This is a genomic window from Runella sp. CRIBMP (assembly GCF_009905605.1).
GTDB lineage: Bacteria > Bacteroidota > Bacteroidia > Cytophagales > Spirosomataceae > Runella.
On the sequence record NZ_JAAAKZ010000002.1, the window covers coordinates 836,377 to 849,271 of the forward strand.

Genomic DNA, 12,895 nt, shown 5'->3' on the forward strand with positions numbered 1-12,895 from the left:
TGCCAAAAAAAAGGTAGCGGGACAGTCCCGCTACCTTTTTTTTGTGAATTCAAACCAACGATTCTAGCCACCCAATGCAGTCATGTATTGCTGCAATAAGGTTTCGTATTTTTTGGCTTGGGCCTCTTGTTTTCCTTCACGGCACGCATTGGCGAGCGTTTGGAGGATGTACAACTGAATATTTGTATCTTGATTTACCCCGTGCTGTTGGTTGTACTTAAGAATATCTTCTGCACGGCGGCTCATTACATCCGCGATTTCGAGGGCCTTTTTGGGTTCTCCCAGCGCAAACAAGTAATTCACGTAGTTGGCCGTAATCTGATCGTAGGGAATGGTTTTATCCGGCATTTTGGTGAGGATAAAATTAAGCGCCGTTTTGGCCTTTTCCGTTTTCCCTTCACGAATTAGCTGATCAACCAAACGCATAAAGGCAATACGTGCCGAGAATGCGGGCGAACCTTTGTAAGTACCATCGTAATAAGCATTGGTGTTGTCCAATTCGCGCCAGAAAGTTTTCTTCATGAGGTTTTCAGACATGATGTCGGTATTCACGTAACCATCTGAAGCACCAGGAACACGCACAGGCAACAACCGATAAGCGTATCCTTCCAACTGCATGAATTCTTTCAAATTCAGGTAGTTATCATTGGTCAAAGTACCTGAAAAATACACCGGGCGTTTCCAATCGTTGGTCGCAATGATATCCAACATAATAAGGTCAGATTTGTACAAATCACGCTTACCCATGGTCCACTGCATGGTATCTTTTACAAATGCTGATAATTCAGGCTTTAGAATGTTCAGCTTACGAACTTCGTTGGGATTGATACCCAACACCAATACCGACGAAGGCAGGATGCTGGTCATCTCACCGCTGGTCAATGGCACCTGAATGGCCGCATTGTTTTGTTTTACCAATGCCATGTATTCTTTGAGGTTGATACCGTTTTTAACGGCTGGCATCTCGTAGAAAGGCACGATGTCGTTTTTCCCCGCCGCAAAGTTTTCGTATTCCAACGAAATCGGCAATGGGTCAGATTCGTAGGTTTTGCGCTTCATTTGACCAATGTACCAATCGGTGCCCAACAGGCTCAGGTTACACACCCGAACGTCGGTACGGAAACCTTCTACTTCCTGAACGTACCAAAGCGGGAAAGTATCGTTGTCGCCGCCCGTAAACAAAATCGCATTTGGAGCGCAGGAGTTAAGCAGGTTTTTGGCAAAATCAACCGAATGATAACGATGGCTACGATCGTGATTGTCCCAACCTTTGGCACCCATCAAAAGCGGCGCTGATAAACCAATAACGGTGGCTAAACCCGCCCGAGCAGGCGCTGATGGAAGAATCTTGGTCAGAAAATCATAAATAAACATGACGCCCAACCCAATCCAAAACGCAAAAATGTAGAAGGAACCCACGTAGATATAGTCACGTTCGCGGGGCTCGACGGGTGGAGAGTTGAGGTAAACCACCAACGCCACGCCCATCATCATAAACAATAATCCCGTTACGAGTAAATCTTGCTTACGACGGAATGCCTGCGCCACAATCCCCAATAATCCGAGGAGGAACGGAATCATGTAAAAATTATCGCGGGCGCGATTATTAGCCATAACGTCGGGAAGGCCTTGGTTGGTATCCCACGGACGCAAACCGCCAGCGCCTTCTTCGTCGCTTTCTCGACCGACAAAATTCCAAAGAAAATAACGCCAGTACATGTGTCCTAACTGGTGAGAAAAGAAGAACTCCAGGTTGTCGCCCATGCTTGGTTTTTGCCCTTCGGCCAATCCCAATTTATCACGGTAGAGCTGCGGGTGATTCATTTGGTTGCTGTGTACCCGAGGAAAAAGCATCTGCTGGTTTTTCTCGTACACGTATTCTGGCCGATAATCGGCAATGATATACTTACCGTTTGATTTGCGGTAAATAGGCTCTCCTTGTTCAGAGTTAACAGGACGCGCCGTAAACACTGGCCCAAATAACAAAGGCCGACTTCCGTACTGCTCGCGTTTGAGGTACGATACGTAGCTGATTACATCGCTGGGGTCGTTTTCGTTGATAGGAGGGTTAAAATTAGAGCGCACCAATACAAGGAAATACGACGAATAGCCAATCAATACAAAAGCAAAAGAAAGCAATGCCGTATTCCAGACTTCTTTTTCTTTTTTGGCCGTATAACGAATTCCCCAAATCAACGTTCCAACGAATAACAAAAGGAAGAAAACGATACCTACCGAGAACGGTGCCCCGAGGGTATTGACAAAGAAAATTTCAAATTTACCTGCCATAGAAGGCAGCCAAACAATCACACCCGAGTTGATAATCATCAACACAACCAGACCGCCCACAAAAGCCGCAATACCGCCCCACAAAGATGGATTTTTGTATTTTTTGAAGTAATATACCAAAGCGAGTGCGGGGATAGTGACCAAGTTGAGTAAGTGAACCCCAATAGAAAGACCGACCAGATAGAACGTGAAAATCAACCAACGGTTTGCTGCGGCGTCATCTTCGATGCGCTCCCATTTCAACACGGCCCAAATCACGATGGCCGTGAAAAAGGATGACAATCCGTATACTTCGGCTTCGACCGCCGAAAACCAAAAGGAATCTGAATAAGTGTACGCCAACGCGCCGACCAATCCAGAGCCTACCACGGCGATGGTTTCGCCCAAATTAAGATCTTCGTCTTTTTTGCCAAGCAATTTCCGTGACAAAAGTGTGATGCTCCAAAACAAAAATAAAATGGTAAAAGCACTCGACATCACTGAAACGATGTTGACCCAGTAAGCCACTTGGGTTACATCGCCCATGGCCATCATCGAAAACAACCGCCCGATAAGGAGGAAAAGTGGCGCTCCAGGAGGGTGTGGAACTTGAAGTTTGTAAGAACAGGCGATGAATTCGCCGCAATCCCAAAAACTGGCCGTACGCTCAACGGTAAGCAGGTAAGTGACCAGCGCTACCGCAAAAACAAGCCAGCCAGTTAGGGTGTTGATTCGATTAAATTTAGACATATAGAGAATATTGGATGTTAGTTTTTGGAGGGGATTATTGCCGAAAAAAATCTATTGTTTCCCCTTAGTTATCCAAAGGCGTGCCAAAAATAGCAAATTCAGCCTAAAGGCGACGAACCGGCCTTCTTAAAAGTTGTTAAATGAAGCGTTATTGACGAATCACCGTCAGGAGTTCGCTGATCATCATGGCGGTAGCACCCCATACTTTATGCCCCTGAATATCGTAGAAAGGCGCCTCAATCGTGACGCCGCGCACCTCAAGTTCGGTAAAACCAACGATAGTCTCGTCCAGAAGTTCATTCAAATTTACTTCCAAAACGGCCTCAACTTCGCGGGGGTCGGGGTAAAAATCGGGCTTATAAGCCAACTTTCCTACCACAGGCAGTACGTAAAAATTGCTGGGAGGGATAAACAATTCGGTGAGTTTTCCTAATATCTGTACATCCGATGCTTTTATGCCAATCTCTTCTTGGGCTTCGCGCAGGGCGGTTCTGATGAGGTTTTCATCTGTTTTTTCATAACGTCCGCCCGGAAAGGCCATTTGTCCAGCGTGTACACCGTCGTATTTGGGCCGTAAAATGAGGGGAAGAAGAATATGCTCACGATGCGGGTAAAACAAAATCAACACGGCGGAGCGCCGCGTTTTTTCGTTGGGCTGAACCTTGAGTCGCAGTCGCGTAGCTGATGCCATTTTAACATGTGCCTCCTGCCCCGGCAACGGTTGTCGGAGTTGGGCATCAAGCGCATGGATAAAATCGTTAAAAGGCATTGGCCAAATTAAAATATAAAAAATCTATTAACTCTATTTTGGCTAAAGTAATAGATAGTTCATAAACTAACCATATTTGCAAAAACAATTTATCAAGCGTGCTGATTTTGGGCAAAAGAGAATTGGTAAAATAAGAACAAACGGGTTTATTTACCGTATTTGCTGACCAGTTGTTCGGCCACAAAAGTACCATCCAGCGCGGCCGACATAATCCCACCTGCATATCCAGCTCCCTCTCCACAGGGGTACAACCGTTGGGTCTGAACGTGCTCGGCAGTGTCGCGGTGGCGGGGAATCCGTACTGGCGACGACGTGCGACTTTCAACCCCGATGAGTTGGGCTTCGTTGGAAACATAACCGTTCATTTTTCGGCCAAAATCCTGCAATCCTTGGCGGAGCGGTTCTGCAATGTGGTCGGGTAAGTATTCACGCAAATCCATTGACAAAAGCCCTGGTTGATAGGACGTATCCAATAGCTCAGATGAAGTTTTATTTTTGACAAAATCTAGTACACGTTGGGCTGGCGCGGTTTGTCTGCCGCCCCCCAGCACACAAGCGCGTTGCTCAATGGCTCTCTGTAACTCTAATCCCGCCAACGCCCCGAAAGCCTGATACGGCTTCAAATCTACGTCTTCAATGCTTACTACCATGCCAGAATTGGCAAAACGCGAATCACGACGCGAGGGCGACATGCCATTGACCACCAATTCGCCAGGCGATGTAGCCGCTGGGACAATAAATCCTCCCGGACACATGCAAAAGGAAAAAACGCCGCGTTGTACATTTTTATGCTGCGACTGCGTCACCAAGCTGTATGAGGCCGCAGGCAGATACGCTCCACGGTCGGGGCGATGGTATTGAAGCGAATCTATTAATTTTTGGGAGTGTTCAATGCGCACTCCCACCGCGAAGGGCTTGGCTTCAATCAACACGTTTTTGACCTGACATAATTCAAAAATATCCCGTGCCGAGTGCCCCGTGGCCAAAATCACCCCAATGCCCGTAAACTCCCGGCCATCGGCGGTGGCAACGCCCTTTATTTCAGCTTGTTGATTGGCACTCGTTGACGATTCGGCAAAAATAAAATCGGTGACTTTGGTTTCAAAATGCACCTCACCGCCCGCATTCAGAATACTTTGACGCATATCTGCGATAAGGGGGGGGAGTTTATTGGTTCCGATATGAGGGTGCGCATCATACAGGATTTCTTCGGCCGCGCCATGCGCAACAAAAATTTCCAAGATGCGCCTAATATCGCCGCGTTTGCTGGAGCGCGTGTATAATTTCCCATCCGAGTACGTCCCCGCTCCTCCTTCACCGAAGCAATAATTTGAATCAGGATGTACGACGTGGTCTTTGTTGATGGCGGCCAAATCCCGCCGCCGCGCACGAACATCTTTGCCCCTTTCGAGTAACACAGGTTTGTAGCCCAACTCCACCAAACGCAACGCCGCAAACATTCCCGCCGGACCACAACCTACAATTACAACAGGCGGCTTTGGGGAAACATCAGGGTAGTCTTTTTGGTAAGCAATGGCGGGTGGGGGTGTCTCGTCGGCGTAGATTTCTGCCTGTACATTTACCTTAATTTGGCGCGAACGTGCATCAATGGATTGACGGGTTTTCCGAACCGTAAGGATGTCTGCATCCTGAAGATGAAGGGTTTGAATAATATATTGACGAAAAGCCGTTTCGTCCATCGCCGTCTCGGGTGGCAGCGTTAATTGGAGTGTCTGTTGCATCTGAGTTTGAAAGGGAGTTAGCCTTTAATGTCACAAAGGTACAAAAAGCACCTATTTAGACACCAATCCCCGCGTTCAATTCTTCGGGGTATTGTATTACTTCCAAAAAAGATGTACAACCTCAATCATAATCAGGATAATAATAATCCATTCCAGACGCGTACTTTCTCTATTTTGCAGAATATCAGTAAAAACCGTCAGGTTTTCGTGGACAATTTTTAGTTTATAATCAATATCACGGTAGCGCATTCGAAGGTCAAGCGTACGTTTGATAGCGTCGTCAATGCGTCCCAATAATTCATTTTCCCAGGCACTGTCAGGGGCATCAAAGATGTAAAGGTCATCTACAATGCTGTTTTTGATACTGAGTGTCTTGCCAATAAACTGCATCAGTTCTTTCTGAGAACCCCTCAAACGGCCAGTTTGCTCCAACTGGCGCGTCATTTTTTTGGTATTTTTCAAAATTTCGTCACTTAGCGCCTCATAATAGTCCAAGGCAACCGACTGGGCAATATTGAGCATAATCAGCCGTAGGGCATTGGGAGATAGTTCGGGAATCGTAATGGAATTATAGTCAAAAATCACCCCTGAGCCTGGTTTAACATTTACGGCAACATCTTCGCGATAGTCTTCTGTTACGTGGTCTTTGGCATAGGTGCGAATAAATTTGAGCAGGGCACTTTCTGCCAAGTTATCTACGCCCGCAAACGCAACCACTCCGTAGCTCAGCAGGTAAAAAAATTGATTTTCGTTGTGCTGGTACAATAATTCCGAACTGTTGGCAATGAGAGGAGGCGTGGTATATTCTGCTCGAAATTTCTTCAAATCAATTTCTTCGGCAATCTGGAAGGCTTCGACTTTCATGATAAAGCAGCGATTTTAGGTCAAATTTAGCACAAAAATAGGCAACTACTTTCTGATGCGAAAAACACCCTTAAAATCCTATCTTTTACCAATCTGGAAAATTACATTATGCAAAATTATCATTTCAGGTAATTGGCCAATTCAACATTATTTTTTACGTAAAACGAAGGGCTTTTTCCCGTAAATTCCGTAAACTCTTTGATGAAGTGGGATTGGTCATAGTAACCGTTTTTGTAGATAATATCTTGCCAATCAGCAATCTGCCAACGTTTTTGGGCTAGTTCACTGCATAAACTGCCTACCCGACGGATGCGGGCGTAATATTTGGGACTTACGCCTACTTTCTGTAAAAACTTGCGTTCGAACTGCCGACGACACACAAAAAGCTCGTTCATCATGTCGCTAATATTGACCACTCCCCGCTGTTCCACTATCAGGTTTGCGGCGTAGTCTATGCGGTCGAGTTCAGGATTTTTACGTAATAACTGAAGATTTAAAAACTGTTCCAGCAAGCCAATGCGTTCGGTTGGAGAAGCGGCCTCCTCTATTTTGTCGGACCATTCGTCCAAATAACGCCCCAGCACGTCACGAAGGTTGGTGCGCTCGTCAGAAAACTCGTACATCGGCAATCCAAACAGCGTATTTAAGCCCGCAGGCCGAAATACGATACCCACCATGCCTATTTTACCCGAAAGTTGAAGTTGATAGCTTTTGGTAGCCTGCCCCGTCAAGAAATTTTTGGGAACCAACCCACCGTTTAGTTTTTGGGAAGTTACCCGATAGGGTGTACCGTAGTTAAACACCATTGAAGCAAAGCCCGTCGGGGGCGACTCGATAGGCAAGGGTTTCGACAACAACAAACTATTTTCCCACAAGAAAAAACATTCCACAAAGGGACGTAGGTGATTCGGCGGAACGAACTTTCGGTAAAGCATTATCAGTCATGATTTACCGAAAGTACAAAGATTATACGTCACCCGCCAAACATTACAGTCGATACTTATCTAACGGTTACGGTATATTTACACGCCCGTCAATTGCGCCACAAAACTCTCATGATTCCAGTTGATTTTCAGGTCGATGATTTTATCGTTTTCGTCAAAACGAAACACGAAGATATGGTCGCTGTTGAACTTCAACCCTTTGCTTGGCAATCCCATAAAGCCTTTTTTCTGCGTCCCAAAAATCGCTACTTTACAAATAATCAGCTCATCTTCCGAATACATGCTATCGACGGTGTTATCTAAATCAGGAAAACAGTCAATCAGCAAGCTCCACACGTTTTTGCCAAATTCTTGAAAAAGTCCTTTTCCACCTTCGCCCAACGGCTCAAACCACACGGTAGCATCAGGGGTGGCGAGGTTAATCATTCGTTCGGTATCCAGCTCTTGATAAGCAGAAAAAAATTCAATGCAGGTGCCTTTGCGCGTAAGGTCGGTGATAGATTCGGCGGTTTTTGTTGTTTCCATGTTAAAGAAGGGATAGAGGGTAAAATAGTTTGTGCAACCACAGAGAAACGGAGGGCACTGAGGTAGAATGCCTTTGGTAAAAGATTACTTAGGGTAATTTGGATGTGTTTTGATTCGGCGAATCTGACGTAAGTGTCGGTCTACGTGACCGTAATGAATGATGTAAATTTGGGCCAAATCACGATGATTTCCGTCTTTGCCTTCTCGAACAATCATCCGATAGTTGAGCTTCGACTTCTCAATAGCACCGATAATTTCGTCGTATTTACCATTGAAAATTTTGAGGTTATTTTCATCTTTTATCAATCCTGTCGGAATCGTAAAATCTGGCGAAGTATGCGGGTTGGTTTCGTAAATAAATGAGGTATTTACACTGTCTGACTTACAGACAGCCGCCAAATCGGGACGCTCCCCAAAATAGGTAGCCGACCGACCGTCGAACTGAGTCAACAAAGACCACATATTTAGGTGCTCCAATACCTGCCCGATAGTCCATTTGTCAGGGCCTTCCTTAAAATTCCATTGTGCCGAAGTAAGTGTACTAGTTTCTTGGTTGATTTCTGCTTTGGTACGTTTGTATTGGTTGACCAACGCGCGGCGGTCAGCTTCCGTCCAACTTTTTTGTGGGGCGGTTTCTTGCGCCCAAATTGGACAAATTTCTGAGAATAGGATTAAAATCAGGAATAACTTCTTCATGTTAATTGTTGGTTATTTCGGATTTTAAAACAATCCTTCTGCGGGTGGTTTGATACCTTTCAGACGCAGATAAATGGTGGTTTGTCCACGGTGGTGGCACATGTGCTCAAACGATTTTGTAAGCGCACTGTCAGCCGTCAGTTCTTGGCCAAATACTTTTACTTTCTTGGCCAAGTCTTCTTCCGACATTGCCTTGATGGCTTCGATGGTAAAATCAATACTCTGCATTACCGTTTTAGTTACGGTGGCTTTTGAGTGGTCTGCCGATTTTTCGGCGGAGCCTTGGTAAGGGCTGGCTTTACCGCTGGCAGATGAAGCAAACGCAAAATTGGCATCTGCAACGTGCATCATTTGTTGGGAGTAACTGCGGATTTCGGGCGTAGGTTTGAAAGAATAACCATCTTCTGGCATCGCGGCCAAATACTCTGTCATAAATTTTTTGCCCCGTTCCCAATCGGCCAAGAGTCTCGATTTAGCATTTTGGGCGTTGATAGCCTGTCCAAAAAAGGAAAGCAAGAATAAGATAATGAGCAATTTTTTCATTTGTATAATTGATTTGTTTGACGATTCAAAATTACTATTCTGTTTGTAACGGTGATTGTAAAAATGCGACATTTTGTAGCAGATAAGCCCCCACCCTGCCACTAAACCTTCAGGGCGGTTTCGTGCTTGATTTCACTCATTACAAATATGCTGTGGGTATTGCCGATGCTATCCAACGCCCCGAGTTTTTCCATCAAAAAGCGCTGGTATTCTGGCATATCATTCACCACCACTTTGAGCATAAAATCATATTCACCCGAGATGTTGTAGCACTCCATCACTTCTTCAAAGGTCATAACTGCCGATACAAACTTCTCGCCATTGGCGCGGCTGTGTTCTTTCAACGAAACATTACAGAATGCCACCAAATTTTTACCAATTCCTTCCCGATTGACCAAAGCAACGTATTTTTTAATGATTCCTTCCCGTTCAAGTTTACGTACTCTTTCGTACACGGGCGTATAGGAAAGATTCAACTGGGAGGCCAATTCTTTGGTGGTCAAAAGGGCATTTTGCTGTAAAAAGCGTAAAATACCACGGTCGGTTGTGTCTAATTTTAGCATAGGATATTGGGGAATAATTTGCGCACAATCAGATATAATATCTTACAAATAAACAAATTTAATTTATTTTATCTAACACTAATCCCATGAGTTTATTCTTTAAAGACCAGAATTTTGCATAAATTCCTCATTTTGGGTACTATTTTCTACAATTAAAAAAAATATCCGAATAGGTCCAAAACAAACAAACAAGCCTAACAATTTAAATATCAGATAGTTAATTAAATTTATATACATTCAACTGTTCTTAGGCATGTATTTTTAGGCGGTATGTTTACACCAAACGGTATAAATATATCATGAAAGCAATAACATCTTATTTAATCGCAACCTACATCATTGTGTTGTCGATTTGTAACGTGGGGGTAGCTTCCGCTCAACAGTCAACAAAGAAAAAAACAACGACTGCTCAAAAAGCTAAACTAAAAAAATCCCAAAGAGGAGCATTAATCGGCGTAGGCGCTGGCGCAGTTATTGGCGGTATTATCGGTAAAAACAATAAAAATACGGCCATTGGGGCCATCATTGGGGCTACCGTGGGCGGTGCGGCAGGAGCCATCATTGGCAATCACATGGACAAGCAAGCCGAAAAACTTAGTAAGGATTTGGGCAATACCGCTCGCGTCGAACGTGTTGGCGAAGGCGTAAAATTAACTTTCGACAATGCCCTACTGTTTGACTTCGGCTCCTCACAGTTGCGCAGCCAAACCCAAGAAAGCCTGCGAAATATGGCTCAAACGCTTAAAACAGACGGTAAAACCAATTTATTGGTCGAAGGACACACCGATAGTGTAGGCTCAACAGAGTTTAACCGCGCACTTTCCGAAAAACGCGCCCGGGCGGTGTCAGATTTCTTGATTAGCGAAGGGGTTCCTGCTAGTCGTTTTAAAATTGTTGGTCAAGGAGAGTCAGCCCCCATTGCCTCCAACAGCACCGAAACAGGACGTCAACAAAACCGCCGGGTAGAGATGGCACTATATGCCAGCGAAGAAATGAAAAAAGCCGCACAAAATGGCGCTATCAGCCTTAAATAGTCCATCTAGTAAGTACCGTGAAGTCCCTAACTTTACACCGTAAAACAATTATTCCCAATACAATGAACAGGTTATTTATTTTGCTGTATGGAACAGCATTTTTCTTTCTCAGCACACAATCAGGGTGGTCGCAAGATTATCGTACGGGTATCGGCCTTCGGGCTGGCGGCCCCAATGGACTGACAATCAAGCACTTCACAAAACCAAAAGTAGCCGTCGAAGGGATTATCTCTTCCCGCTGGAGAGGCTTAGGCTTTACAGGACTCATCGAAGGGCACGCCCGCGCTTTTGACGTCAAACGCCTTAATTTTATTTATGGTGCAGGTGCTCACGTTTATTTTTGGGGTGAAAGCAAAAGAGGTTATTCACCTTATGGACGCAGTAGCGTGGTGGGGATAGACGGAATTTTAGGGCTAGAGTACAACTTCCGCGAAATTCCCATCAACATCAGCATCGACTGGAAACCGACGTTCAATCTTAATGTAGATGATGGTTTTTGGGGAGACGATGGAGCGCTTTCCATTCGCTACATCTTCTAAAAACAACACCTATATCCACACATAGTTTATATCCAACTTACTTAACTAAGGAAGCCATGAAAATCAGATTAATGTCCGCAATCATTTGTATTGCCACGGGTTTGGTCCAAACCGCAAACGCCCAAGAAGCCCATTCTCGTTCGGGTATTCGGGGAGGATTAAACGTCTCAAATTTATACCTAAAAGACGTTACCGACCGCAATCCCCGTTACGGGTTTCACGCAAGTTTGTTTACCCAAGTACCTCTCATAAAGGGAGTGCTTTATTTACAACCCGAGCTTGGCTATTCTACCAAAGGCGTTACGGCCCGGTATAATTTATTAAACAATACCTTCCGGGGCGAGAATTCTTTTAAACTTGATTATCTCGAAATACCCGTATTAGCCACCGTAAAAGTGGGCAATTTTGTCGATATCCACGGGGGTGTCTACGGAGGGTTTCTGGCCAACGCCTCCACCGAAAGTAAGAGTGACGCTGGATTTGCAGCCACCACGCTCAACCGCGACAATTTCAACAGTTTTGACTACGGTCTTTCGGCTGGATTGAGTATTTACTTCGGGAAGTTGATGTTGGGAACACGCTACAATTATGGACTACGTCCTGTAGCACAAAGCGACGCCGCAAAGGTATTTTTAGGAAATGCCAAGAATTCCGCAGCCCAAATATCTCTAGGAATTACGTTCTAGTAACAACGCTAAAGTATATCATAATGATTCTCCCCATCAGACAAGTCTGATGGGGATTTTTTGTGCTTTAGATGCTGGATAATTTATCTATTTCATGAATTCACTACCCTATAAAAAGTATATATTATTTATAAAACCTTACGATACCCTATTTATTATCTATTTTGTTTCACTTATCTCCAATTATCGTCTAATAAGCGTCGTAATCATTACTTTTGTCGTAATTTTGTATTTTCCATTTTCCGACAAAAAAATGTATGCCTTATCGGGCTTTTCTACTTTTATTGTTTGCAATGAACGCTTTCGGCCAGCCATTCCCAGTCAGTGAACGCTCCCGTGAGGTGACTGTTAGAATAACGAAATCACTGAAAAGCGAATTTGTAACGAGTGGATTGGAATGGGGAAGCCCAGTTTTTATTAGAATATTTAAAGAGTCCAAACGACTGGAAATTTGGATTAAAAACGGAAAACGTTTTGCACTTTTTAAAACATATCCGATTTGTCATTTTTCTGGGCAATTGGGCCCAAAAACAAAAGAGGGTGATTTGCAGGCGCCCGAAGGGTTTTACGAAGTCAGCCCCGCTCAAATGAATCCCAACAGCGACTATCATCTGTCGTTCAATTTGGGGTACCCAAATGCATTCGATCGGGCCCAAAATTACACGGGCAGTTTTTTAATGGTGCATGGAAAATGTGTCTCTGTAGGCTGTTATGCAATGACCGATGCGTACATTGAAGAGATTTACACATTGGTTCAAACGGCCTTTGAATTCGGCCAGAAAACCGTTGCCGTTCATGCCTTTCCGTTTGAAATAACGTCCCAAAATTTGGCCAATTATGACACCCACCCGTCCGCTGATTTTTGGAAAACCATCAGTGAGGGTTATAGCCTTTTTGAAAAAAACGCCTTCCCGCCCCGCGTGAACGTGAAAAGAAAAAAGTATGTTTTTAAGTAAAACTGCTCTTAAAGAG

13 protein-coding genes are annotated in these 12,895 nt (G+C 44.5%); 4 read left to right on the forward strand and 9 right to left on the reverse strand.

Annotation, left to right across the window (positions count from 1 at the left end; genetic code table 11):
- Positions 1-63: 63 nt before the first annotated feature.
- The 9 genes from GVN20_RS08585 to GVN20_RS08625 form a co-directional block, all read right to left on the reverse strand.
- A complete protein-coding gene (locus GVN20_RS08585; protein ID WP_166557909.1) occupies positions 64-3,018 on the reverse strand; it encodes a DUF2723 domain-containing protein in 2,955 nt (984 codons plus the stop codon).
- Positions 3,019-3,166: 148 nt separating this feature from the next.
- Positions 3,167-3,787, reverse strand: a complete 621-nt coding sequence (locus GVN20_RS08590) for a CoA pyrophosphatase (protein ID WP_166557910.1) — start codon at positions 3,785-3,787, stop codon at positions 3,167-3,169.
- Between the two features lie 146 nt (positions 3,788-3,933).
- Positions 3,934-5,529 carry an NAD(P)/FAD-dependent oxidoreductase gene (locus GVN20_RS08595; RefSeq protein ID WP_166557911.1) on the reverse strand — a complete coding sequence of 532 codons (1,596 nt, stop codon included), beginning with the start codon at positions 5,527-5,529 and terminating at the stop codon, positions 3,934-3,936.
- A gap of 96 nt (positions 5,530-5,625) precedes the next feature.
- Positions 5,626-6,393 carry an RMD1 family protein gene (locus GVN20_RS08600; RefSeq protein ID WP_166557912.1) on the reverse strand — a complete coding sequence of 256 codons (768 nt, stop codon included), beginning with the start codon at positions 6,391-6,393 and terminating at the stop codon, positions 5,626-5,628.
- 119 nt (positions 6,394-6,512) lie between these two features.
- Positions 6,513-7,328 (reverse strand): DUF6597 domain-containing transcriptional factor, encoded by an 816-nt coding sequence (locus GVN20_RS08605; protein ID WP_166557913.1) that lies wholly within the window; start codon positions 7,326-7,328, stop codon positions 6,513-6,515.
- A gap of 87 nt (positions 7,329-7,415) precedes the next feature.
- On the reverse strand, positions 7,416-7,862 hold the full coding sequence (locus GVN20_RS08610; protein WP_166557914.1) for an ester cyclase: 447 nt from the start codon (positions 7,860-7,862) through the stop codon (positions 7,416-7,418).
- A gap of 84 nt (positions 7,863-7,946) precedes the next feature.
- Positions 7,947-8,558, reverse strand: a complete 612-nt coding sequence (locus GVN20_RS08615) for a DinB family protein (protein ID WP_166557915.1) — start codon at positions 8,556-8,558, stop codon at positions 7,947-7,949.
- 24 nt (positions 8,559-8,582) lie between these two features.
- Positions 8,583-9,101 (reverse strand): DinB family protein, encoded by a 519-nt coding sequence (locus GVN20_RS08620; protein ID WP_166557916.1) that lies wholly within the window; start codon positions 9,099-9,101, stop codon positions 8,583-8,585.
- A 101-nt stretch (positions 9,102-9,202) separates the two neighbouring features.
- Positions 9,203-9,664, reverse strand: a complete 462-nt coding sequence (locus GVN20_RS08625) for an Lrp/AsnC family transcriptional regulator (protein ID WP_166557917.1) — start codon at positions 9,662-9,664, stop codon at positions 9,203-9,205.
- Between the two features lie 299 nt (positions 9,665-9,963).
- Between GVN20_RS08625 and GVN20_RS08630 the strand changes: the two genes are divergently transcribed.
- From GVN20_RS08630 to GVN20_RS08645, 4 genes are all read left to right on the forward strand, one after another.
- Positions 9,964-10,698 carry an OmpA family protein gene (locus GVN20_RS08630; RefSeq protein WP_166557918.1) on the forward strand — a complete coding sequence of 245 codons (735 nt, stop codon included), beginning with the start codon at positions 9,964-9,966 and terminating at the stop codon, positions 10,696-10,698.
- A gap of 62 nt (positions 10,699-10,760) precedes the next feature.
- On the forward strand, positions 10,761-11,237 hold the full coding sequence (locus tag GVN20_RS08635) for a hypothetical protein (RefSeq protein WP_166557919.1): 477 nt from the start codon (positions 10,761-10,763) through the stop codon (positions 11,235-11,237).
- Between the two features lie 56 nt (positions 11,238-11,293).
- Positions 11,294-11,923 carry a porin family protein gene (locus GVN20_RS08640; RefSeq protein ID WP_166557920.1) on the forward strand — a complete coding sequence of 210 codons (630 nt, stop codon included), beginning with the start codon at positions 11,294-11,296 and terminating at the stop codon, positions 11,921-11,923.
- Positions 11,924-12,216: 293 nt separating this feature from the next.
- Positions 12,217-12,879 carry a murein L,D-transpeptidase family protein gene (locus GVN20_RS08645; protein WP_206023228.1) on the forward strand — a complete coding sequence of 221 codons (663 nt, stop codon included), beginning with the start codon at positions 12,217-12,219 and terminating at the stop codon, positions 12,877-12,879.
- Positions 12,880-12,895: the final 16 nt, after the last annotated feature.